18 protein-coding genes, 1 tRNA gene and 2 pseudogenes are annotated in these 23,771 nt (G+C 55.0%); 6 read left to right on the plus strand and 15 right to left on the minus strand.

Features of this window, described 5'->3' with window-relative positions; translation table 11 throughout:
* Positions 1-115: 115 nt before the first annotated feature.
* Entirely contained in the window at positions 116-1,135 is a 1,020-nt protein-coding gene (locus WFL93_RS20270) for an NADP-dependent oxidoreductase (RefSeq protein WP_442955899.1), read from the minus strand.
* Between the two features lie 85 nt (positions 1,136-1,220).
* Between WFL93_RS20270 and WFL93_RS20275 the strand changes: the two genes are divergently transcribed.
* From WFL93_RS20275 to WFL93_RS20290, 4 genes and pseudogenes are all read left to right on the plus strand, one after another.
* Positions 1,221-2,123 carry a LysR family transcriptional regulator gene (locus tag WFL93_RS20275; RefSeq protein ID WP_336778913.1) on the plus strand — a complete coding sequence of 301 codons (903 nt, stop codon included), beginning with the start codon at positions 1,221-1,223 and terminating at the stop codon, positions 2,121-2,123.
* Positions 2,124-2,550: 427 nt separating this feature from the next.
* Positions 2,551-2,730, plus strand: coding sequence for a DUF3577 domain-containing protein (locus WFL93_RS24325; protein WP_442955900.1), 180 nt, complete (start codon positions 2,551-2,553; stop codon positions 2,728-2,730).
* Positions 2,731-3,017: 287 nt separating this feature from the next.
* Positions 3,018-3,134: pseudogene (locus tag WFL93_RS20285) on the plus strand (DUF2778 domain-containing protein); the annotation flags it as partial.
* A gap of 264 nt (positions 3,135-3,398) precedes the next feature.
* Positions 3,399-3,704, plus strand: a pseudogene (locus tag WFL93_RS20290) (Hcp family type VI secretion system effector); the annotation flags it as partial.
* 132 nt (positions 3,705-3,836) lie between these two features.
* On the opposite strand, the gene WFL93_RS20295 reads toward WFL93_RS20290, so the two are convergent.
* Positions 3,837-3,912 (minus strand) — tRNA-Phe (locus tag WFL93_RS20295).
* Positions 3,913-4,107: 195 nt separating this feature from the next.
* Here WFL93_RS20295 and WFL93_RS20300 point away from each other — a divergent pair.
* The gene (locus WFL93_RS20300; RefSeq protein ID WP_007893169.1) at positions 4,108-5,430 is read left to right on the plus strand and encodes a methyl-accepting chemotaxis protein; all 1,323 of its coding nucleotides are present in this window, start codon (positions 4,108-4,110) and stop codon (positions 5,428-5,430) included.
* A 9-nt stretch (positions 5,431-5,439) separates the two neighbouring features.
* On the opposite strand, the gene mrdA is transcribed toward WFL93_RS20300, so the two are convergent.
* From mrdA to WFL93_RS20355, 11 genes are all read right to left on the minus strand, one after another.
* Positions 5,440-7,314 carry a penicillin-binding protein 2 gene (gene mrdA / locus WFL93_RS20305; RefSeq protein ID WP_007893176.1) on the minus strand — a complete coding sequence of 625 codons (1,875 nt, stop codon included), beginning with the start codon at positions 7,312-7,314 and terminating at the stop codon, positions 5,440-5,442.
* A 200-nt stretch (positions 7,315-7,514) separates the two neighbouring features.
* Entirely contained in the window at positions 7,515-8,228 is a 714-nt protein-coding gene (gene deoD, locus WFL93_RS20310) for a purine-nucleoside phosphorylase (RefSeq protein WP_007893178.1), read from the minus strand.
* 33 nt (positions 8,229-8,261) lie between these two features.
* Positions 8,262-9,485, minus strand: a complete 1,224-nt coding sequence (deoB, locus tag WFL93_RS20315; protein ID WP_180822466.1) for a phosphopentomutase — start codon at positions 9,483-9,485, stop codon at positions 8,262-8,264.
* Positions 9,486-9,579: 94 nt separating this feature from the next.
* A complete protein-coding gene (gene deoA / locus WFL93_RS20320; protein ID WP_007893182.1) occupies positions 9,580-10,902 on the minus strand; it encodes a thymidine phosphorylase in 1,323 nt (440 codons plus the stop codon).
* Between the two features lie 62 nt (positions 10,903-10,964).
* Entirely contained in the window at positions 10,965-11,744 is a 780-nt protein-coding gene (gene deoC, locus WFL93_RS20325; RefSeq protein WP_049850655.1) for a deoxyribose-phosphate aldolase, read from the minus strand.
* 291 nt (positions 11,745-12,035) lie between these two features.
* On the minus strand, positions 12,036-12,815 hold the full coding sequence (locus WFL93_RS20330; RefSeq protein ID WP_336778914.1) for a TatD family hydrolase: 780 nt from the start codon (positions 12,813-12,815) through the stop codon (positions 12,036-12,038).
* On the minus strand, positions 12,812-13,864 hold the full coding sequence (locus tag WFL93_RS20335) for a patatin-like phospholipase family protein (RefSeq protein WP_007893189.1): 1,053 nt from the start codon (positions 13,862-13,864) through the stop codon (positions 12,812-12,814). The genes WFL93_RS20330 and WFL93_RS20335 overlap by 4 nt, the downstream gene beginning before the upstream one ends.
* Positions 13,865-14,037: 173 nt before the next feature.
* A complete protein-coding gene (locus WFL93_RS20340; RefSeq protein ID WP_007893192.1) occupies positions 14,038-14,199 on the minus strand; it encodes a DUF1328 domain-containing protein in 162 nt (53 codons plus the stop codon).
* A gap of 93 nt (positions 14,200-14,292) precedes the next feature.
* On the minus strand, positions 14,293-14,907 hold the full coding sequence (gene osmY, locus WFL93_RS20345; protein WP_007893194.1) for a molecular chaperone OsmY: 615 nt from the start codon (positions 14,905-14,907) through the stop codon (positions 14,293-14,295).
* A gap of 261 nt (positions 14,908-15,168) precedes the next feature.
* Positions 15,169-16,758: a peptide chain release factor 3 gene (gene prfC, locus WFL93_RS20350; protein WP_007893196.1), complete on the minus strand. Its 1,590-nt coding sequence runs from the start codon at positions 16,756-16,758 to the stop codon at positions 15,169-15,171.
* A gap of 235 nt (positions 16,759-16,993) precedes the next feature.
* On the minus strand, positions 16,994-18,097 hold the full coding sequence (locus WFL93_RS20355) for a M20 peptidase aminoacylase family protein (protein ID WP_336778915.1): 1,104 nt from the start codon (positions 18,095-18,097) through the stop codon (positions 16,994-16,996).
* A 238-nt stretch (positions 18,098-18,335) separates the two neighbouring features.
* On the opposite strand from WFL93_RS20355, the gene ftnA reads away from it, so the two are divergent.
* Complete coding sequence (ftnA, locus tag WFL93_RS20360; RefSeq protein WP_007893200.1) at positions 18,336-18,842, plus strand: non-heme ferritin; 507 nt, start codon at positions 18,336-18,338, stop codon at positions 18,840-18,842.
* A 139-nt stretch (positions 18,843-18,981) separates the two neighbouring features.
* Here the strand turns inward: ftnA and WFL93_RS20365 are convergent, their stop codons facing one another.
* Positions 18,982-21,825, minus strand: a complete 2,844-nt coding sequence (locus tag WFL93_RS20365) for an EAL domain-containing protein (protein WP_336778916.1) — start codon at positions 21,823-21,825, stop codon at positions 18,982-18,984.
* Between the two features lie 202 nt (positions 21,826-22,027).
* On the minus strand, positions 22,028-23,770 hold the full coding sequence (locus WFL93_RS20370) for an ABC transporter permease (RefSeq protein WP_336778917.1): 1,743 nt from the start codon (positions 23,768-23,770) through the stop codon (positions 22,028-22,030).
* Between the last annotated feature and the right edge of the window lies 1 nt (position 23,771).

Genomic DNA, 23,771 nt, shown 5'->3' on the forward strand with positions numbered 1-23,771 from the left:
TCCGTTTTTTTATGGCTTAAAGCGTGGATAGGGAGAGTCATTATCACGACCTTAAAAACGTCACCGTGAAAGTAAACCTTATTGACGATTATCTGGTTCAGTCCACACCGAAGTTTTAGAGGTGAGTCAGAACAATCTTTCCCTGGATATTTCCCCGACCAGCGCGCTCATGTGCGGCGGAGGCTTCTACCAGCGGATAGGTATTTTCAACCACAACTCGAATCATGCCTTTCTCAAGTAATTCCCCTGCTTCCACCAGCTGTTTGCCGCTGGATCGCACCTGGGCTGATGACACCGTTATCCCGTCATTAGCTGCATCTTGATATCCCGTGAAGCCGAGCGGATTAACGAGGAACAGCGAGCCACCCGGTTTGATGATCGCCAGAAAGCGTTCCATATGCGGGCCACCCACAGCATCCATCACCAAATCGACGTTCTGTGCCGCCGTTTCGGCAGCAGCCTTGCGGTAATCGATAAACTCATCGGCACCGAGATCGCGCAGAAGGGCTTCATGCTTGCCAGAAGCGACGGCGATAACATGCGCCCCTTGCCATTTGGCAATCTGCACCGCCAGATGCCCTACTCCGCCGCCAGCACCATTTATCAGCACCGTTCTGCCCGCGAGCGGAACCGGCGTATGTTGAAAAGACTGAAAAGGATTGGCTACGTCATGGCCGAGCTCAATCAGAAACTGCCACGCCGTCAGCAACGACATCGGTGCACCGGCTGCCTCAATATGACTTATCCCCTCTGGTTTCAACGCCAGTTCGTTCACTGCGACGCGCACGTATTCTGCGTTCGCACCGCTGCCCGTCATCAAGTCTTCTGGGAATCGCACCATCGCATAAACCTCGTCTCCGATGCTGAATCCGGAAGCGCCCTCACCCAGTGCTACAACGGTTCCTGAGATATCGGTACCCAGAATCAGTGGAAAGGCCGAGCTGGGCTGCCATTCAGGTGGCAACGAGCGATAACCATTGCGCAGATGGAGGTCGGGCGGATTAAGGCTTGAAGCATGAACGCGAACCAGCACTTCACCGGGTTCAGCAATTTGTCGCGGAGCATCTTCATAATGCAGAACCTCCGGGCCGCCAAATTGATGCAATCGCACTGCTTTCATCGTTGTCATCGTCATATCGCTCTCTCTTTTGTCTGATAGAGAAAGCGTACAACTATTACCTTGAGTTGATAATAAGGCCCTGCTTCGCTTTAATAGTGCCATGAAGGAACAAATAGGTTTTGAAAGACTCACGGGCTTAATCGCCTTTGCGCGTGCTGGCTCGCTCGGCAGTTATACCGCTGCCGCCCGTTCGCTGGCGGTTTCTCCCTCAGCAATCAGTAAAAGCATCCAGCGTCTGGAGCGTTATCTCGGCGTGACGCTGTTCACTCGCACCACGCGTTCCCTCACCTTTACGCCCGAAGGACGCGATCTGCATGAGCGCGTGCTTAAGTTGCTGCGGGATGCGGAAGAGATCGAACAGGTGGCGAAGTCGGCACGTTCCGAACCGGCGGGCACATTGCGTATCGCGACCTCACTGCCGATTGGTCTGCATATGATCGCGCCGGCGATTACAACATTTCGCCAGCGCCATCCAAAAGTCATGATCGACCTACGCTTGAGCGACCACATCTCGGGTCTGACAGAAGAGAGCATTGATATCGCGGTGCGCATCGGTGAGCTCGCCGATTCCTCCCTGATTTCACGCCGCCTCTCACCCTATAAGCTCTGCTGTTACGCTTCGCCAGCATATTTGGCGGTGCACGGCACACCGCAGCATCCCGATGAACTGGAAGGACATCAGACAGTTAATCTGCGTTATCAAAGTTCGGGGCAAGTGTTTCGCTGGCCGTTTCGGATGGGAGAGAAAGAGATTGAAATCGTGCCGTCATCGTCAGTCATCGTTGATGCCAGTGAAGGCGTGCTGGCTGCCATTGCTGCAGGTGCAGGCATCGGAATGGCCACGAATTTTATGGCGGAGCGGTGGGTCAGCCGCAAGGAACTGGTCCCCGTTTTGGCCGATTTTGCCGTCGAGCGACACAATATCAGCGCGATTTGGCCTGAGAGCCGTCGCAGTAATCCGGCGGTACGCGCATTTCTGGATATGCTGATTGAGTTATTTTAACTTTAACAGAGTGATATTTCGGGGTTATAAAACTGCTACTACCTTCGGCATATACGTCAATTGCCCTATTTGTAGCGCTTATATCTGCTCATCACGGCAGGACACTGAGCGGCATTATTATTGATGTATCTCAAACCAGCCAGCGCGGCATAGCTATCCGCGCTTCCTGATGGAAAGCATTTATTCGTCAGGGATGCATATTTCTTCGTCACTCTACCTCACTCCCAGGCGAGAGCATTATGATTGCTGCTACTAGCATCAACGCTGCATACAACGCCAACACCACTACTGCTAAAGCTGAATACCTCACTCTCAGCATTAGGGGTTGGGTTATCTGAGCAACATTTGCAATAAAGAAAACCTTTAGTGGCGATTTCTTAGCGTGGTGATTAATGCGCTGAGTGGTGCGACTGATAGCCCTACCTATGTGCGCTTTGATGCCACTGTTGCAGGTAATGAAGCAACGGATCTTATAAGTCGTGCCCAGAAAGTCGCAGACGAGAACCAGAAAGTGCTACTGGGGTTTACTCATGGCAACCTGTCGTCTGACATATTTCCCCTTAACAAGGATGATCATGCATGTAAACAGCGGGATACGGGACACTAGATGCATGAAGGCAATCTTATCATGCCGGTACTTCTTCTGCTGGGGGAAAGCGGATGACATATCACAGCGTTCTGACCGCCGCAATGTTACTGAGTGTCATCAGCTCTAAAATGCAGATGTTGTTATTGGCTCAAGAGATGTAACTATGCTGTTCAAAAAAAAGAGTTACCAATGTTAGTCAAAACCCCAAGAAATACTAATGATTAGTGTCTCAAAACCTCTTCACTGTTACTATCACAAATAGTTATTACATGAATATTGAGGGAACGATGGCACTGAATGGAATACTGATTCGCGACGCATTACTGCAGACTTCACCTATACAGGTTCCCTGTATGAAATCCCTGATGGCACGTGGATGGATTGAGGTAATTGCCAGTGGCAATAACAACATTTGTCCGTAGGACATCAAAAGTTATTTTCTATTTCGCTATTTCGCTGATTACCGGGCGAATAATAGGCAACCCTGAAATATGGTTGGATCATAACTTAGCTACTCGCATCGCTAAATTTATTTATGGTGATGGCGAGATAGGAGCGGATAACTTCTACGACCTTTATTTTTATATATCCGTAATGTTTGTCTTTTCTATAACTACTTTTATTTACATCTCAACAATGAAGTTATTAAAACTAATAAGGAGCAATTAAATGCCAATCCCTCCGTAAAGGAAGTGGATAGCTCAACGCCCTATCTTTATAAAGCCGCTGCTACCGGGCAGACATTAAAGAGCGCCGAAATCCGCTTTTACAATAGCAGCGATGCTGGGCAAGAGGTTTGCTACTACACGGTGATACTGGAAAACGTGAAAATTACTGGCGTTCACTGCGGTGTTCCCAATGTGAAACTATCGGGCAACGATAAAATGAATCACTCAGAAAGCGTTAGCATGCAGTATGAAAAAATCACCTGGCGCATCGTTGATGGCAACATCCAGTACACGGATGCATGGAACGAACGTCCTACTGCTTAACAGAACGCGTGTTACCTCTGGCGATACAGATGCTCAATTTCCGCTTTGAGTCGCAATCGTCGAGCGTTTGTTTGAAGAGTGATGAATCGCAGAAAAGCAAAAACCCAGCCATAAGCTGGGTTTTCTAAATGTTGGTGCCCGGACGCGGAATCGAACCACGGACACGGGGATTTTCAATCCCCTGCTCTACCGACTGAGCTATCCGGGCAACGGGGCGCATTAAACCTTACTGGCGCGGCACCGTCAAACGCTTTTCAGCAAAAATTGACTGACTGATGCCTTTTAAAGCAACCGCCAGACCAACCGGTAAAAAATCATTCTACCTATCGCAGTTATCGATGAATTTTTAATCGCTTGTGCCGATAACCGTGCTGACATCTCATACCAATAATTAAGGTGCACCATGTTCAGCACAATTACATCAGGAATCCTGTCGCGCCTTGCGTGGCAGAAACGCGGTCATAGCCTGGCAACGCTCAATTCGTTGCAGGACGCTATCGCCATGGTCGAATTCACCCCCGAAGGCAAAATTCTCACCGCCAACGATCTGTTTCTTGAGCGCATGGGTTATACGCTCAAAGAGATCGTCGGCCAGCATCACAGCCTGTTTTGCACCGCCGATCAGATCACCTCTCCGCACTATCGCGACTTCTGGCGGCGCCTGAATCGTGGCGAAGGTTTTAGCGACAAATTTCTGCGCGTGGCAAAACACAGCCGTCCCATCTGGCTGGAAGCCAACTATGTGCCGGTGCAGGATCGCAGCGGTCGCGTGATTAAAATCGTCAAACTGGCAAGCGATATCACCGCGCGCATTATGGATGCGCAGGAGCAGCGCGCGATGACCACCGCCATAGAGCGCTCCATGGCGGTGATTGCCTTCAACTTGCAGGGCGAAGTGTTGATGACCAACGACAACTTCCTGAAAACCATGGGCTACAGCGCGACGGAAGTAGTTGGCGTGCATCACCGCCAGTTCTGTCCGCCAGAGATGCGTGCCAGCGACGAGTATCGCCGCTTCTGGCACAAGCTCAATCAGGGCGAATTTATCTCCGGTCAGTTTCAGCGCGTGAACAAACGCGGCCAAACGGTGTGGCTACGCGCCACCTATAACCCGGTGTTTAACGAAGCCGGCGAGCTGTACAAAGTGGTGAAGTTCGCCACCGATGTCACCGCGCAAGTAGAGAAGAATCAGCAGGAGCGCGAAGCGGCGCAGCAGGCGTATCAAACCGCGCTGCAAACCAGCGAAAGCACGCGACTGGGTGCGACGGTGATTGAAAACAGCGTGCAGACCATGAACGATCTGGCCGGCGAACTGCACGGTATTTCCGGCGATATCAGTAATCTGAGCGACTCATCCGATCGCATTGGCGCCATCGTCGAAAGCATTCGCCGCATCGCCGATCAAACCAATCTGCTGGCGCTCAACGCGGCGGTAGAAGCGGCGCGCGCCGGTCAGCACGGTCGCAGTTTCGCCGTGGTGGCCAACGAAGTGCGTACGCTGGCGGCTAACATCAACCGCGCCACCACCGAGATTGAGAACATGGTGCAGCAGAACCACACATTGGCGGAGAAAGCGCTGAAAGGGATTGCATCTAACCTGAAACGCGCCGATCAAGGCGTGGTGTTAGCGCAGGAAGCGGGCGGCATGATGGCCGATATTCGCGGCAGTTCCAGCGAAGTGGTGCGCGCCATCGGCCACGTTACGGATGCATTGAAAGAGGACTAATTCACTTTCCTACTGCGCCGCTGTTGCCAGCGGCGGCGCTGCAGCTTCCGGCACAAAGATATGGTCAAGGATGTTGCGCATCAGCGGCGCCGCCGTGACGCCTTCGTTGCCGCCGTTTTCCAGAATCAACGCCACTGCTACTTTGGGATCGTTAAACGGTGCAAAAGCGGTATAGAAGATGTGATCGCGCAGACGCATCGGCGTCATTTTGGCGTTATACACCTGATTCTGCTTGAGGCTGAAGACCTGCGAGGTGCCCGATTTGGCCGCAATGCCGTACGGCGCGGTGTGGAAGTATTTGTAGCCGGTGCCGTTTGGCGCATTCGCCATACCGAACATGGCGTGGCGCACCAGCGACCAGTACGGCGATTTGGCATCGCCAATCTGCGCCTGCGGTAATTTCGGCTGATACGGCTGCATGTCGGTGCCACGCTGTGATTTCTCCAGCAGATGCGGGTTGATCACGCGACCGTTGTTGATCAGCGCCACCATCGCTTTCACCATCTGAATCGGCGTGGCCACCCAATAACCTTGCCCAATACCGACCGATACGGTATCGCCCTGATACCACACATGTTTATGTACCTTCTGCTTCCACTCGCGGCTCGGCAGCAAGCCCGCGTACTCTTCGTTGAGATCGATGCCGGTCGATTTGCCGTAGCCAAACTGGCTCAGCATGGTGTGGATGCGATCGATACCCATCATGAACGCCACCTGATAGAAGAAGGTGTCGGCGGACTCCTCAATCGCGCGCGTGACATCCAGCATGCCGTGGCCCGATTTTTTCCAGTCGCGATATTTGCGATCGGTGCCCGGCAGCGTCCAGGTTGGCGCGCCGAAGAAGGTGGTGCCCGGCGTAATCACTTTGGTGAGCAGCGCGGACATCGCCATATACGGCTTCACCGTCGAGGCTGGCGGATACAACCCCTGGGTGACGCGGTTAATCAGCGGCAGGTCTTTATCCTGCAGCAGGGTTTTATAGGCTTTATAGCTGATGCCTTTAACGAACGGATTGGGATCGTAGCTCGGCGCGGAGACCATCGCCAGCACGCTGCCGTCGTGCGGATCTTCAATCAGCGCCGCCGCGCGTTGCCCCGCCAGCTGGCTCTCAACATACTGCTGTAGATGGAGATCGAGCGTTAGCGTGATGTTTTGTCCGGCAACCGGCGGCACCTCTTTCAGCACGCGCACGATGCGGCCGTGATTATCCACCTCCACTTCCTGATAGCCGGTTTTGCCGTGCAGCAGCGATTCGTAATAGCCCTCAATGCCCTGCTTACCGATGTTATGGTCGGCGGCATAGTTCTCGCCCACGCCCTGGGCGTTCAGACGCTTGTAGTCGTTATCGTTGATTTTTGAGACGTAGCCAAGCACGTGCGCCAGATCGGCGCCGTAAGGATATTCGCGATCCTGATAGGTATCGACGGTGACGCCGCTAAAGCGGAATTGATTGACGGCGAAGCGCGCCACTTCTTCGTCAGTCAGTTCGGCTTTCAGTTCAACCGGCTTGTAGCGGCTGTTCTGCTTGAGTTCATGCTCGAAGGTTTCGATCTCTTCTGGCGTCAGATCGACAATCGGCGTTAGCGCTTTTAGCGTTGCCTGCATGTCGGCGATTTTGTACGGCGTGATGTGAATGTCATACCAGCTAACGTTGCGTACTAGCGGGATACCGTTGCGATCGAAAATCAGCCCACGCGTCGGCGCAATGGGGATCATTTTGATGTCGTTCTCATTGGATCGCGTTTGGTAATAGCTGTGCTGATCAACCTGCAGGCGATACAGGTTGATGCCTAAAATGGTAAAGCAGATGACAACCAGGGCAAAAGCGACAATCGCACGGCGGGCAAACAGCTTTTCTTCTGCTTCGAAATTACGAAAATTCATCAGGTGGGCTTAGTCTCTTTGTTATCACGCTAATGATAAGCAGAGAATGTTTCAGAGCCAGCACGAAGATGCACAAGCCTGGGTAAAAGTGTGTCAGATGTTTACGGTGGGGAGCCAGGTCGCCATGAATGGCGACCCTACATTCGTTGTAGGGGCGGCATTTATGCCGCCCTGGTTAATAGGCGCAGCAAGGATAGAAATTAATCTCCCAGCAGCACCGACTCCAGCGCGATCTTAATCATATCGTTGAAGGTGGTCTGGCGTTCAGCCGCGGTGGTCTGCTCATGGGTGCGGATATGATCCGACACGGTGCAGATCGTCAGCGCTTTCGCACCGAACTCCGCCGCCACGCCGTAAATACCCGCCGCTTCCATTTCCACGCCCAGAATGCCGTACTTCTCCATCACGTCGAACATCTGCGGATCTGGCGTATAGAACAGATCGGCCGAGAAGATGTTACCCACGCGTGCATCAACGCCCAGCGCTTTGGCTGCGTCAACCGCGTTGCGCACCATGTCGAAGTCCGCAATTGCGGCAAAGTCATGATCCTTGAAGCGCATACGGTTCACTTTGGAATCGGTGCAGGCACCCATCCCAATCACCACGTCACGCAATTTCACGTCAGCGCGCACGGCACCGCAAGAACCCACACGGATGATCTTCTTCACGCCGAAATCGGTGATCAGCTCTTTGGTGTAGATCGAGCAGGATGGAATGCCCATGCCGTGACCCATTACCGAAATCTTGCGGCCTTTATAAGTACCGGTGTAACCCAGCATGCCGCGCACGTTGTTCACTTCTACCGCATCTTCGAGGAAGGTTTCCGCAATGTGCTTCGCGCGCAGCGGATCGCCCGGCATCAGCACGACGTCCGCGAAATCACCCATTTCTGCATTAATATGAGGCGTTGCCATGATTATTTTCCTTATAAAAATTGGTGCGCTGTTTTACAGCATGCTCTTGCCGTAGTCCATGCTGGACAGGCCGAAATATTTTGCGATGGTCTGGCCGATATCGGCGAAGGTATCGCGGTATCCCAGCGAACCTGGCTTCACATGCGGGCCGTAGATCAGAATCGGAATGTGCTCACGCGTATGTTCGGTGCCTTCCCAGCTGGGATCGCAGCCGTGATCGGCGGTGAGGATCAGAATGTCACCCTCTTTCACCAGTTCCATCAGCTCGGGTAAACGACGATCGAACAACTCCAGCCCGCCCGCGTAACCGGCGATATCACGACGATGTCCCCACGTTGAGTCAAAATCAACGAAGTTAGTGAACACAATTGAGGTATCAGGCGCTTTTTTCATCTGCTCAATGGTGGCATCGAACAGCGCGTCTAAACCGGTCGCTTTCACTTTCTGCGTGATGCCCTGCTCGGCGTAGATATCGGCGATTTTACCTACCGAAATCACTTCACCGCCCTTCTCATCGACCAGTTTTTTCAGCATGGTCGCCGATGGCGGTTCTACCGCGAGGTCATGACGGTTGCCGGTACGTTCGAAGTGTCCGGCTTTGTCGCCAACAAACGGACGCGCAATCACGCGGCCAATGTTGTAGCCACCTTTCGTCAGCTCTTCACGGGCGATTTCGCACAGTTCATACAGGCGTTCGAGGCCAAAGGTCTCTTCGTGGCAGGCAATCTGGAATACCGAGTCCGCCGAAGTATAGAAAATCGGCTTGCCGGATTTCATATGCTCTTCGCCGAGCTGGTCGAGAATTACCGTTCCTGAAGAGTGACAGTTGCCGAGATAGCCCGGCAGATCGGCGCGTTTCACCAGAATATCCAGCAATTCCTGCGGGAAGCTGTTCTCTTTGTCGCTGAAGTAGCCCCAATCAAACAGCACCGGCACGCCGGCGATTTCCCAGTGGCCCGACGGCGTATCTTTACCCGACGACAGTTCGCTGGCGTAAGCGTACGCACCGATGATTTCCGCGTTGGGATCGAGGCCTGGCGGGAAGCGACCGGTGGAAAGCTCAGCGGCTTTGCCGAGTCCTAATTTAGTCAGGTTAGGTAAGTGCAGCGGGCCTTCGCGACCTTCATTGGCGCGGCCTTCGAAACACGCTTCGGCGATATGGCCGAGGGTGTCCGATCCTTCATCACCGAATTTATCGGCGTCTTTGCTGGAACCGATCCCGAAGGAGTCGAGAACCATAATAAAAGCACGTTTCATGCAAGTCTCCTGCGCAATGCGCGATGACAAGTCAAAAAAAAGCGATCAGATCAGTATACCCGAACGGCCGCTGCCTGGCACGCAGAAGCGCCAGTTATTCACTGACGCGACGATAAACCACCGGCGTCATCGCTGGCGCGCTGTCACTCAAGGTGATGGCGGCTTTCACCGCAGCGGCGGCCTGCTGCCACTGCGCTTCCGAACTGGCGTGAATGATGGCCAGCGGGCGCTGCGCGTCAATCTGGGTGCCGAGCGTGGTCATGTCACTCAGGCCGACGCTGTAATCAATGCTGTCGCTGGCGCGCTGACGTCCGCCGCCAAGCGACACCACCGCCATGCCGAGTGCGCGCGTATCCATGGCGCTGACAATGCCAGCACCCTCGGCGTAAACCGCTTTGCTGAGGGTTGGCGCCGGCAAATAGCTGTCCATGCGCTCAATGAAATCTGCCGGACCATTTTGCGCCGCCACCATGCGGGCGAACACTTCAGCGGCCTTGCCGTTATCCAGCACCTGCTGCAGTTTTTTGCGCGCTTCGGTATCGTTCTCCGCCAGTTTGCCGGAGATCAGCATTTCTGAGCACAGCGCCATCGTCACTTCCAGCAAACGTGGATTGCGTGCAACGCCGGTCAGGAACTGCACCGCTTCACGTACTTCCAGCGCATTTCCGGCAGTGGAAGCCAGCACCTGATTCATGTCGGTCAGCAGCGCGGTGGTTTTGCAGCCTGCACCGTTCGCCACGCCGACAATCGCCTGCGCCAGATTTTCTGACGCTTCGAAGGTCGGCATAAAGGCACCGGAACCCACTTTGACGTCCATCACCAGCGCATCCAATCCTTCCGCCAGTTTTTTAGCGAGGATCGAGGCGGTGATCAGCGGAATGGAATCGACGGTGGCGGTGATATCGCGCGTAGCGTAGAAACGCTTGTCAGCCGGCGCCAGCGAGTTGGTCTGGCCAATAATCGCGATGCCGACGTCTTTAATGATTTGGCGGAAACGATCGTCGCTGGGGAAGATATCAAAGCCAGGAATCGCTTCCAGTTTATCCAGCGTGCCGCCAGTATGGCCCAGACCGCGACCGGAGATCATCGGCACGTAGCCGCCGCAGGCCGCCACCATCGGACCAAGCATCAGCGAAGTCACATCGCCCACGCCGCCGGTGGAGTGCTTATCCACAATCGGGCCGTTAAGATTCAGCGATTTCCAGTTCAGCACCGTGCCTGAATCACGCATCGCCATGGTTAACGCCACGCGCTCTTCCAGCGTCATATCGTGGAAATAGATGGTCATCGCCAGCGCGGCGATCTGGCCTTCCGAGACGCTGTTGTCGCGCACGCCGTTGATGAAAAAGCGAATCTCCGCTTCACTCAGCGCCTGGCCGTCGCGTTTTTTACGAATAATTTCTTGTGGCAGGAACACGGTTGCCTCCCTGGAATGAGGAGGTCGCCATGAATGGCGACCCTACAAAGAATGGATTGAACTTAGTAGCCCGCTTTGCTGGTCGCGGTTTCGTGGCCCAGCGTGTTGAGCAGGCTTGCCAGCAGGCTGGAAGCGCCAAAGCGGAAATGACGCGCATCGGCCCAGCCCTGGCCCAGAATGTCGTCGGCCAGTTTCAGATACAGCGCCGCGTCTTCAGCGGTGCGCACGCCGCCCGCCGGTTTGAAACCAACCTGCTGCTGCACGCCTTTATCTCGAATCACCTGCATCATGATCGCCGCTACGTCTGGCGTGGCGTTGACCGGCACTTTACCGGTTGAGGTTTTGATGAAATCTGCGCCCGCATCGATAGCGATTTCCGAAGCCGCACGAATCAGCGCTTCGTCTTTCAGCTCACCGCTTTCGATGATCACTTTCAGCAGCACGTTGGCTTCTGCGCAAGCGGCTTTACAGGCTTTCACCAGCTCGAAACCGATGTCGCGGTTGCCCGCAATCAGTGCGCGATACGGGAACACCACGTCGACTTCGTCGGCACCGTAGGCGATTGCCGCACGGGTTTCGGCCAGTGCGATCTCGATGTCATCGTTGCCGTGCGGGAAGTTGGTCACGGTGGCGATGCGGATGTCCGGTGTGCCCTGTTCACGCAGCGCTTTACGCGCCGCCGGAATGAAACGCGGATAGATACAGATAGCCGCGGTGTTACCGGCTGGTGATTTCGCCTGACGGCACAGCGCGATCACCTTCTCGTCGGTGTCATCTTCATTCAGGGTGGTTAAATCCATCAGTTGCAGTGCGCGCTGTGCGGCTGCTTTAAGGTCGGTCATGATGCTCTCCAAAAGTCAGACCGGCAGGCACAACCCACCGGAGAATGTGATAATTCTAACAATTACCGTGACGATGAATTGCGCCTCACGTCACACAGAAAAGAAAATCTGTCATTAAAATACAATTATTTAGTGATAAACATCACAAATAATTGCTGATCAGGCCAAAATATCGACCAAACTGTCGTTGTTATTATTATCACAAAAAAGGACGTAAAAGTGTACTTCCCGCTTTAATACTGTAGCTAATCGGGCGTAAGGCAGCGTAAATGCAGAATCTGTCGGGGAGGATCAGGCAGGCAGAGCAAACAGGCGCAGGCTGTTTTGCCATAATGCGTCGGCAATCACCTCGGACGATTCGCTGCGAAGCTGGCACAGCACGTCAAACACGTTGCGCGCCCGCTCCGGACGGTTAGGCTGGCCCTGAAAACCTTGCAGCGGCATATCGGGCGCGTCGGTTTCCAGCAACAGGGAATCTAGCGGCAGGTTGGCGATGGTATTGCGGGTTTTGCTGGCACGTTCATAGGTAATGGTGCCGCCGACGCCAATCGCATAGCCGAGCTGAATAAAGCGCTCGGCCTGCTGCTGGCTGCCAGCAAAACCGTGCACGACGCCACGGCGCGGCAGATCGTGACGACGCAGGTGCACAGCTAACTGATCGTGGGTGCGCCGCGAGTGCAGAATCACCGGCAGATCGTACTGCTTCGCCAGCTTAAGCTGCTTATCAAGCAGCCGCGTCTGCTTAGCGAATTGCGCCTCCTGCATATAGAGATCGAGACCGATCTCGCCGATCGCCACGCGCTTGCTATCTGGCTTCTTCAACCAGCTTTCCAGCTCGCCAAGATGCGCATCTTCCTGATGCGCGGCAATGTTGATCGGATGTAGGCCCAATGCGGCATACAGCGCGTCATGCTGCTGCGCCAGCTGACTAACCAACGCAAAACGGCTGGCATCGACGCTTGGCACAATGATGCGTTCCACACCCGCCTGCGCCGCGCGCGCAATACTGGCGGGTGCCGCATCAACGAACGGTGGAAAATCAAAGTGACAATGGGTGTCGATAAACTTCATGCCAGCGAGCCTTTATCAAAATCAGCATCGTTTTCCGCCAGCGCGGGCGTAATCAACGGGCGATTGTCTGGCGCATTGGCAACAGCAGCTGGCGGCGTTACCGTGGTTGAACGCACCAGCGGTTCGGCATCGCTGAGCCATTGGCCGAGCGTGGCGAGGAAATAGCGTCCGCTGCGGCGACCTAAATGGTAATCCTGATTGAGCGAGGACAAACGGCTACCGAGCGCCATGCTCGCCAGCGGCTTAGGTGGGCAGATTTCAATGATGCGCAGGTTATCCGGCGGCTGTTCAATGAACTGCTGGATTTCACGATAGCTCTCTTCATGCTGATGCAGGACGTTGATCATCGGCTGCAACGCGCTATCGGACAAAAAGCGCTCCATGCGTTTGAACCACTTCGGCGTATACGACATCTGCGACGGCACGGTACGGATCACCACGATGGTATCCGCGCCACGGCGTGCCGCTTCACGCACTGGGATCGCATCGCTGATGCCACCATCCAGATAGCTCACGCCATCCATCTGCACGCCGCTGCGGTAGAAGCCGGGAATCGCGCTGGAGGCTTTGATGATGTCATGCCAGTTGGTGCTGGTCGGGTTGAAGTACTCAGCACGATAATCGTCGCTGCGGCAAGCGCACATATAGAACTCGCTGCCTTTGGCAAACAGCCCTTCGGCGGTGGTGAGCGCCAGCGGAAATTCCTGTTTGGTGATATCGATCAGCCAATCCAGATCGATAAGATGCCCTCCGCGCACGAAACGCAGCGGATCGAAAAACAGTTTGCTGGTGGTGTAACGGGAGATCACGCGTCGTGCGTAGCCAGGTTGGCCGCAGACAAAAGCAGAAAGATTTTGTGCACCGGCAGAGGTGCCAAGCATCAGTTGAAAGGGATTGAATCCAGCGCGTTGAAACTCATCCAGTACGCCCGCAGTGAAGATGCCACGTTGGCCGCCGCCTTCACACACTAAGGCAATTTTGTTGGATTTGAAGGGAGTTAAAGCCAGCGGTTCAAATGAACCTAACGTCAGCGGAATACGAGTACCCAATGGATGTCCCTCAGTGTTTGCTCTGAGGGAGCTGCCTGAGCAGCATCCCGGAGAACCAGTCATTGTCGTTCCCTGACCAATTGCGTCTGCAATCGTTGCGGCTTCATAGTATGCCGCAAATGACCGGTCTCCGCTTTACGTAACTCGCGGGTTAGCGTCTATGACGCAAGTAGTCAGGGTCGTTTGCGCCCGGTAAACAGGCTCACGAGGAACAGAATAATACCGACAATGAAGACAATTTTAGCTGCCCATGCTGCCGTACCCGCCAAACCGCCGAAACCTAATGCTGCAGCAATCAGAGCGATGACCAGAAAGATAATACCCCAACGAAACATAAGCCTCTCCTTTACCATTGTGAAAATCGAACTGCTTATTTACACCTTTGTTTTTATTACGAAACGGCACCAGCAGGTGCCGAGTCGCCCGCGTTAAGATTTCACCTTCAGGTCATTCTTCACGCTTTTCACGCCTTCAATGGCTTTGGCGATTTTCTCAGCACGATCGGACTGTGCCTGGTTCGCCACTTCCCCAGATAACTGCACCACGCCATCGGTGGTTTCCACCTTAACGTTGCGCGATGGCACAATGTCATCTGCTAAAAGCTTAGCTTTAATTTCGCTGGTGGTGGCGGTATCACCGGCATAACCCTTCAGCGAAGCATTTTTGCTGTCTTTAACGTGCAGTTTGTCACTGACGGATTTCACACCTTCGACTTTCTGCACCAGCGCGACGGCTTTTTCAGCCTGATCCTGAGAGGCAACGAAGCCGCTCAAGGTCACCACGCCATCATGCGTCTTGACGGAGATATCCGTACTTTTAATCGCTTCATCATCCACCAACGCCGCTTTGGCTTTCGCAGTGATGCCGCTGTCATCCATATAACCATCGACTTTTTTCATTGAGCTATCGATTTTCGAACCCGCGCTGTCGGAGGTTTGCTGTGCTTTCTGCGACAGTGATTCATCTGCAAACGCCGCGCCGCTCAGCAGAGCAGAACCGGCCAGAGCAGCAATCAGGGTTTTGGCAATCTTAGTCTTATTCATCGATATCATCCTTCTATCAGTTAACTCATCCGTTATCGCGGATGCGCCAGCAACGAACGGCGTTGCTGAGTTAGTGGACGTAATGAAACCCGAAAGGTCTCTTTTCTCGTCCGACAGGATAATAGTAGTAGGGATTACAGCTTTTGCTGGCTCTTGTGGTTGATATATCGCCAAAAAGAGAAAAAAACAGCGGAATTAGGAGGAGTCTGTATCCGATAAAACAGGGCCAGTGAAAACCACTGACCCTGCAGGCAACGCCGATTAGTGCTCGCGCGTTTTGCGGAATCTCACGTCAGGATAACGCTCCTGGGTGATATTGAGGTTCACCATGGTTGGCGCGATATAAGTGAGGTTATCACCACCATCCAGCGCCAGGTTCACTTCGTTTTTACGCTGGAAATCGTCGAATTTTTTCGCGTCATCGCACTCAACCCAACGGGCGGTTGAGACGTTGATGGCTTCGTAAATCGCTTCAACGTTGTATTCGCTTTTCAGGCGCGCCACCACCACTTCGAACTGCAGCACACCGACCGCGCCGACGATCAGATCGTTGTTATGTACCGGACGGAACACCTGTACCGCGCCCTCTTCCGACAGCTGCACCAGCCCTTTCAGCAGCTGTTTCTGCTTCAGCGGATCGCGCAGACGAATGCGGCGGAACAGCTCTGGCGCGAAGTTCGGAATGCCGGTGAACTTCATGTTTTCACCCTGAGTAAAGGTGTCGCCGATCTGGATGGTGCCGTGGTTGTGCAGACCAATGATGTCGCCCGGATAGGCCTCTTCCACGTGCGAACGGTCGCCCGCCATGAAGGTCAGCGCATCGGAGATCACCACATCTTTACCGGTACGCACCTGACGCAGCTTCATGCCTTTTTCGTACTTGCCGGACACCACACGCATAAATGCCACGCGGTCGCGGTGTTTCGGGTCCATGTTTGCCTGGATCTTAAACACGAAGCCGCTGAATTTCTCTTCTTTCGCTTCCACCAGACGCGTGTCGGTGTTGCGCGGCATCGGACGTGGCGCCCACGAAACCAGGCCATCGAGCATATGATCGACGCCGAAGTTACCCAGCGCGGTACCGAAGAATACCGGGGTGATTTCGCCGCTCAGGAACAGCTCCTGATCGAACTCGTGCGAAGCGCCCTGCACCAGTTCCAGCTCATCGCGCAGCTGCTGTGCCAGATCTTCACCTACCGCGGCGTCCAGCTCTGGATTCGCCAGACCTTTAACAATGCGCACTTCCTGAATGGTGTGGCCTTTACCGGTTTGATACAGGTAGATTTCGTCGTTATAGAGGTGATAAACCCCTTTGAACAACTTGCCGCAGCCAATCGGCCAGGTGATTGGCGCGCAGGCGATTTTCAGCTCGCTCTCCACTTCATCCAGTAGCTCCATCGGATCGCGGATGTCACGGTCGAGTTTGTTCATGAAGGTGATGATCGGCGTATCACGCAGGCGCGTCACTTCCATCAACTTGCGGGTACGATCTTCGACGCCTTTCGCGGCATCGATCACCATCAGGCAGCAGTCGACCGCCGTCAGCGTGCGGTAAGTATCTTCGGAGAAGTCTTCGTGTCCTGGGGTATCCAGCAGGTTAACGAGGCTATCGCGATACGGGAACTGCATCACCGAGGTGGTGATGGAGATACCACGTTGTTTCTCCATCTCCATCCAGTCTGATTTCGCGTGCTGATTGGAGCCGCGGCCTTTGACGGTACCGGCGGTTTGAATCGCCTGTCCGAACAGCAGCACTTTTTCGGTGATTGTGGTTTTACCGGCGTCCGGGTGCGAGATGATCGCAAAGGTACGGCGGCGCGCCACTTCTTCTAAAAAGGGAGCATTAGACATGAGTGAATTCTTCTTCAAGGGCAACGCGCGGACGGCGCGCTGCGATAAATCGTTTCGGGGTCATTCCGCGGGATAACGCGGCCAATGGCGACGCAGTAGCGTCAGTTCACAGCAAGAGGTGCGCGATCTACATTGGCGGCAGTCCTGAAATCCCATCAGTAATTGAGGCGGCATAGCATACAATATTTCGCCGAGGGGGGGAATCGCTGGCCTGGGTGAGGGGAAACAATCACAACTAACCCAGAACCCGCACCACCGCCGCCTTAAAGATCTGCACGCCAATCTCCAGCGAGCTCAATTCAAAGCGCATATCAGGATGATGCAGGCCCGGCACCAGATTGGTTCCCAGCCCCCAGAAACCGGCTTTCACCTGCGGATTTTTCACCGGGTAATAGAAGAAATCCTCGCTGCCCGGCGTGGTTTTGGTTTCCAGCAAACCCTCTTCGCCCAGTACATCAACAATCGCCGCGCGAATCACTGCTGTGGCTTCCTCGTGAATTTCCGCGGCCGGCATCTCTTTCAGCACCACCACGTTCGCCGAGGCACCCAGCGCCGCCACGCTATGCTGAATCGCCAGCGTCACCTTCTCTTTCAGCAGGTCCATGGGCGCGTTTTCCTGCGAACGCAGATCCCACACCACGCGCGCCTCATCCGGCACCGAGTTGGTCACACCGGCATCACACAGGAAGCGCGTCGCTTTGACGCTCCATGTTAAACCTGGCGGCAGATGGATAGCGTTAACCGCCTGCACCGCTTGTACCGCCGCGTCCAGCGCGTTAACGCCCAAATGCGGTCGCGCGGCGTGCGCGGGAGTCCCTTTAATCGTCGCTTCCAGCGTACTGCAGGCGGAGTAGATCACCGCCGGCGTCGCCTGCCCCACGTGACACTCCTCCAGCGGACGCACATGGAAGCCAAGAATCATCTCCACATCATCAAGCGCGCCGCCTTCTATCATCGCCAGCGCCCCGGCACCCAGTTCTTCGGCGGGCTGGAACAGCAGTTTCAGGCGTCCTCTCTTAATTGCGCCCTCTTTCAGCAGCTGTTGCGCCGCCGACAGCACCACCGAGGAGTGACCATCGTGACCGCAGGTGTGGCGAGCACAAGCCACGCCATTAATGATATGCCCCAGCGCATCCATATCCGCACGCAGCGCCAGCACCGGGCCAGGTTTGCCGCTGTCGATTTCCGCCACAATGCCGGTGGTGTTATTGATGCCGCGTGTCACCTTAATGCCGGCGCTTTCCAGCTGATCGGCAATATAAGCGGAGGTTTTAAATTCCTGAAAACCCAGTTCAGGGATTTCATGCAGATAATGGTAATGCTCTAAGACGTTGGACACCGCTAAGCTCCTGACAATTAAAGGCAAGCCTCAGCATCGCCCGATGTGCAGCTATAATCAATCCAGCGTGAATGAAAATTAGTTAAAGTTGAGAACTCCTCGCATTCAACAAGTGGAATAATTCCATTTACAATCAATAAGATAAATTCAACCTTTTTACGAAAAAGCCTTCACAAAAAAGTATAGATTGATGCATAATTCGCCGTACTTCACCTAATAAATTAAAAAGGAATCAGCCATGTTAACCGCTGAAATGACCTCTCGTTTGAACGACCAGCTGAACCTCGAATTCTTCTCTGCCAACCTGTATCTGCAGATGAGCGCCTGGTGCAGCGACAAAGGCTACGAAGGTGCCGCTTCATTCCTGAAAATGCACTCACGCGAAGAGATGCAGCACATGCAGAAGCTGTTCGATTACGTCAGCGATGCAGGTGCTCTGCCGGTTCTGGGCAGCATTGCCGCACCGGCAATTAGCTGGACTTCACTGAATGACGTGCTGGAAGAAGCGCTGAAGCATGAGCAGCTGATCACCAAAAAAATCAACGAGCTGGTGCACACCGCATTAACCACCCAGGATTACTCGACCTTCAACTTCCTGCAGTGGTACGTGGCAGAGCAGCATGAAGAAGAGAAACTGTTCAAAACCGTGCTGGATAAACTGGCGCTGGTGGGCAACAAAGGCGAAGGCCTGTTCCTGGTGGACAAAGATCTCGGCCACATGTCCGTCGACGGCCACGGCGCATAATAATAAAGATTACCCACAGCAAAACAGCAAACGCCCGACACGTCGGGCGTTTTTTTATGGCTGCGTTCAACATTACGCAATAAATTGCGCCGCTACACTACATGCACGAATCTGTAGCGGCGCGATTTATCGCGCGATTTTAATCCAGCTCTTTCAAACGCAGTTCCGATGGCTGTGGACGCCCAAAGAAATAACCCTGGAACAGCGTACAGCCCTCTTCGCGCAGCTTGGCGAACTGCTCGCTGCTCTCCACACCTTCGGCGGTGATCTGAATATCCAGGCTGCGGCTCATGCCGGTAATGGCGCGGATAATCGCCAGCGCCTCGCGGCTGTCGCCCATATCGTTGATAAACGACTTGTCGATTTTGATCTTGTCGAACGGGAACGAGCGCAAATAGCTCAGCGATGAATAGCCGGTGCCGAAATCATCCAGCGCAATCTGCACGCCAAGGGTTTTCAGGCTTTGTAGCGTGCGGATATTGCCAAGCGTATCGTCCAGCAGTACCGATTCGGTGATCTCCACTTCCAGCCGATGCGGTGCCAGCCCTGATTCCCGTAACGCCCCTTCCACCACCGAAACCAGCGAGCTGTTTTTGAACTGCAGCGGCGACAGGTTAACCGACACCGATTGTTGCGTGCCCCAGCTCTGCGCTTCGCGGCAGGCTTCATACAGCGCATACGCGCCGAGCATATGGATCAAGCCGGTCTCTTCAGCAATGGGGATGAAATCATTCGGCATGATCAGCCCCTTAATCGGGTGATGCCAGCGCATCAGCGCTTCATAGCCAATAATGCCTTTCTCGTCGGTGATCGGTTGGTAATAGAGTTTGAGCTGGCGACCGGTGATCGCTTCCCGCAAATCGTTCTCGATCACGCGACGGCTGCGCGCCTGATCGTCCATCTCCATGGTGAAGTGCTCGAAGCGGTTACGCCCATTGCGCTTGGCTTCATACAGCGCCATGTCGGCGCAGCGCAGCATATGTTCCGGCGTATTGGTGGCTTGCGAGGTCAGCGCGATGCCAACGCTCAAGCCCACCGACAAGTTATGCCCTTCCACGTTAATCGGCGGGCGAATCGCTTCGATCAAACGCTGTGCCACCACCGCCGCTTCATCCGCGCTGCGCACATTCGGCAGCACAATGGCAAACTCATCGCCGCCGATGCGGGCCAGGGTATCGTGATCGCGCAGCGCAGTTCGCAGGCGCTTTGCCACCACGCGCAGCAGGTCGTCACCGATCTGATGGCCGAGCGCATCGTTGACGTTTTTAAAGTTGTCGAGATCGAGACACAGCGTGGCGCTGGTGTGGCCGTTCTGGTTATCCACGCGCAGCGCTTCGCTCAGCTTCTGGCGGAACAGCACGCGGTTTGGCAGGCTGGTGAGGTTATCGTGGTGCGCCATATGGCGGATGCGCGCATCGGCTTCGCGCTGGTCGGTCACATCTTCCACAATCAGCATCACGTAGTTCTGCCGCATATCTTTGCCGCTGATGGTGGTGGCGCGGGTATGCAGAATGCGCTCGCCGCCGGCGGTTAGCATCAGCTGTTCGCGCGCATGAATACCTTCGCTGCGCAAGGCCACATCCGCCAGGCTATTGAAGTAATCCCCCAGCTCGGCCGACATGCACTCATGCGGACGTTTATGCATGATCAGCGCTTTATTGACGCCAAACAGCTGCTCGGCTTTGTCATTCACCATCAAAATTTCGCGGCTGATGGCGTCTTCAACAATCACGCAAGACGGAATATTACTGATGATGGTGTCAAGGAAGCCCGACAGCTCAGACATCTTCGCGCTCTGCGTCTGCGCTAAATCGCGTGCACGCAGCAACTGCTGCTCATTCTCACGCCGTTCAGTGATATCACGAGTAATTTTGGCGAAACCAATCAGTTTGCCGATTTCATCGTGGATGGCCTCGATAACCACATGCGCCCAAAACGCCGAGCCGTCTTTGCGGTAGCGCCAGCCCTCATCTTCGAAACGGCCGGTTTTTAACGCAATCCCGAGGTTGGCTTCAGGCGCGTTAGCATTGCGTTCGGCGGAGCTGTAAAACACCGAGAAGTGCTGACCGACAATCTCGTCGGCGATATAACCTTTGGCGCGCTGAGCACCACTATTCCAGTTCACCACGCGGCCCTGCACGTCCAGCATATAGATGGCGTAATCGCGCACGCCCTCCACCAGCAGGCGGAAGTTTTTCTCCTGCTCATGCTGTTTGCGCAGCAGCGCCTGCTGCTCAGTACAGTCGCGGGTGATTTTGGCGTAGCCGATCAATTTACCGGCATCATCGCGAATCGCATCAATAATCACGTGCGCCCAGAACGCGCTGCCATCTTTGCGATAGCGGTAGCCTTCATCTTCGAAACGGCCAGTCTTAAACGCGGTGGTAAGGTTTTTTTCCGGGATGTGATTGAGGCGATCCTGCGCGCTATAGAAGCGTGAGAAGTGCTGTCCGACGATCTCTTCGGCCACGTAGCCTTTCGCGCGCTGGGCGCCTACGTTCCAATTTTCAACGTTGCCGTCCAAATCGAGCATATAGATGGCGTAATCGCTGACGCCCTCCACCAGCATGCGAAAGCGCTGCTCCTGCTCGCGCTGTTTACGCTGTTGTTCCTGCTGTTCGGTGCAGTCGCGGGTGATTTTGGCAAAACCTAACAGCTCGCCATACTCATCCCGAATCGCGTCGATCACCACATGCGCCCAAAACGCGCTGCCATCTTTGCGATAGCGCCAGCCTTCGGTTTCGAAGCGCCCCGTCGCTGTCGCCACCGCCAGCCCGCGCTGGGGCGCGCCGTTTTTACGATCGTCTTCGCTGTAGAACAGCGCAAAATTCTTCCCAACAATTTCATCGGGCGTGTAGCCTTTGGCGCGTTGTGCCCCGGCGTTCCAGTTCGCCACGGTGCCATCGGGTTTGAGCATGTAAATGGCGTAATCCACCACGCTCTGCACCAATAATCGGTACATGACGTCAGAGTTATTATTCATTGTTATTCGCCTATTGCTGGCCTGGTATTATTCAGAAATATTAAGAAAATTCTTAATTAGCATGCAGACTTAAGCGCAAATACGCAGCGCTGACAAGCGCTATTCATCCACAGACAAATGTTGGTAGGTCAGTTATCGGCAGTGGCGAGAAAATGTTCAGCGGGATACTTCAGCAATCAGCAACTGTTGACGGTAAAAACCGTTATGCCTGCCACGGCAAAACGCCCTGCGGCAGGCGGCGCGTCAGCCTAGTAGCAAGCGCCATTAATAAGAAAACCACGAGGATCATCAGGCAGCCCACCGCCGCCGCCAGCGAAGCCGATCCGCCTTCATCAAGAAACACGATGGTCGGTCCGATAGTTTGCGTTTGCGAGGTCACCAGCAGTATCGAGACCTGAATCTCATTCAGCGCCGTGAGAAATACCAGCACGCTGCCGGCCAGGGCCGACGGCGCCGCCAGCGGCAGTAAAATATCGCACATGCGGCGCATGAAACCCGCACCGTACAACCGCGCGGCTTCATCCAGCGCCGGTTCCAGTTGCGCAAATCCCGCCAGCGTCGGACGCAACACCAGCGCGAGGAAGTTCGCCAGATAAGCGGCAAGGATGATCCATACCGTGCCGTACAGCGAAACATTGATCATCGGCAGCGGACGCAGAAAGAACAGCATCGCCGCCACGCCGGTGACAATGCCCGGCAGCGCGTAGGTCAGTTCACTTGCCAGCCACAGGCCGCGCACTAATTTGCTGCGACGCCAGCTGAGGAAGTAAGCGAGAAACAGCGCGCAGAAGGTCAGCAGCAGCGCCGTTAGCGTGGTCAAGCCCAGGCTGGTGAGAAAAGCGTGACGCACCGCCGGATATCCCCACAACGCGGCGCGGAAGTTCTCCAGCGTCAGGGTTTGCCAGCTCAGTGCCTGGCCGAAACCACGGGTTAATGCGGTGATCAGCAAAGCGCTGAGCGGTAATAGCAAAGTCAGCGCCATCCACAGCCAGGCGACGCCGGCAATCGCCATCCGGCCACGCCCCAGCGATTGCTGCCACACACGCGGCGCACCGTTGACGCGCACATCATGTCGCCCGCCTAACCACGCGCTGGCCGCCATGCCCGCCAGCGTAATCACGGCAATCAACAAGGCGTAAACGGCAGTATTCGGCAGCGCACTCGGACCAATGCCATTCAGCTGTTGATACACTAGTGTGATCAGCGTCGGGACGCGCGCCGGAATCCCCAGCATCGCCTGTATGCCGAAGTTGCCTGCCGCCGCGACAAAGGTCAGTGCGGCACCGGCAAAAATCGCCGGGCGCGCCAGCGGCAAAATAATCGTGAACAGCACGCGCGCCCGTGAGGCGCCACTGGCCTGCGCGGCTTCGACCAAATCAGCCGGTAGCCGCCGTAACCCTGCACGCACGGTGAGAAACACCAGCGGCGCATTGTGGGTGCCCAGCAGCAGCACCATGCCGCTTAAGGAGTAGAGCGGCTGTTCGCCCGGCGCAAACCACGGCCATCCCAGACGGGCAAACAGCAGCGCCAGCGGACTGCCGGGCGCCAGCGCCTGCAGCCACGCCAGCGCCGTCACCTGCGGCGGAATCATCAGCGGTAGAATAAAGGCAAACACCCAGGCAGTTTTGCCGCGCATATCGCTGAGCGCCACCAGCCACGCGGCGACGGTGCCCAGCAGCACCGAGATAAGGGTCGAACTGAGCGCAATGAACAAGGTATTGAAACTGGCGATCAACACGCGATCGCTCGCCAGCAGACGCGTCAAGCGCGCCAGATCCGGCACGCCGTGCGGCGCAATCGCGGTCCACACCAGCCGCAGCAGCGGCGCGACCGAGAGCAGGCCGATCAACAGCACCAGCAGCGCCAGAATGAGCCGTTCGCTGTTAAAGCCCAGGCGTTTAGCGCCGCGCGCCGTGCTGCGCCATTCGTTGCTCACCACGCTCATG

It is taken from the genome of Pantoea sp. USHLN256 (assembly GCF_037149875.1).
Classification (GTDB): Bacteria; Pseudomonadota; Gammaproteobacteria; order Enterobacterales; family Enterobacteriaceae; genus Pantoea; species Pantoea nemavictus.

Coding starts and splice junctions, on each gene's coding strand:
- WFL93_RS20270 (WP_442955899.1), bottom strand. CDS start 1,135: ATGACGATGACAACGATGAAAGCAGTGCGATTGCATCAATTTGGCGGC.
- WFL93_RS20275 (WP_336778913.1), top strand. CDS start 1,221: ATGAAGGAACAAATAGGTTTTGAAAGACTCACGGGCTTAATCGCCTTT.
- WFL93_RS20300 (WP_007893169.1), top strand. CDS start 4,108: ATGTTCAGCACAATTACATCAGGAATCCTGTCGCGCCTTGCGTGGCAG.
- mrdA (WP_007893176.1), bottom strand. CDS start 7,314: ATGAATTTTCGTAATTTCGAAGCAGAAGAAAAGCTGTTTGCCCGCCGT.
- deoD (WP_007893178.1), bottom strand. CDS start 8,228: ATGGCAACGCCTCATATTAATGCAGAAATGGGTGATTTCGCGGACGTC.
- deoB (WP_180822466.1), bottom strand. CDS start 9,485: ATGAAACGTGCTTTTATTATGGTTCTCGACTCCTTCGGGATCGGTTCC.
- deoC (WP_049850655.1), bottom strand. CDS start 11,744: ATGACCGACCTTAAAGCAGCCGCACAGCGCGCACTGCAACTGATGGAT.
- WFL93_RS20330 (WP_336778914.1), bottom strand. CDS start 12,815: ATGAAGTTTATCGACACCCATTGTCACTTTGATTTTCCACCGTTCGTT.
- WFL93_RS20340 (WP_007893192.1), bottom strand. CDS start 14,199: ATGTTTCGTTGGGGTATTATCTTTCTGGTCATCGCTCTGATTGCTGCA.
- osmY (WP_007893194.1), bottom strand. CDS start 14,907: ATGAATAAGACTAAGATTGCCAAAACCCTGATTGCTGCTCTGGCCGGT.
- prfC (WP_007893196.1), bottom strand. CDS start 16,758: ATGTCTAATGCTCCCTTTTTAGAAGAAGTGGCGCGCCGCCGTACCTTT.
- ftnA (WP_007893200.1), top strand. CDS start 18,336: ATGTTAACCGCTGAAATGACCTCTCGTTTGAACGACCAGCTGAACCTC.
- WFL93_RS20365 (WP_336778916.1), bottom strand. CDS start 21,825: ATGAATAATAACTCTGACGTCATGTACCGATTATTGGTGCAGAGCGTG.
- WFL93_RS20370 (WP_336778917.1), bottom strand. CDS start 23,770: ATGAGCGTGGTGAGCAACGAATGGCGCAGCACGGCGCGCGGCGCTAAA.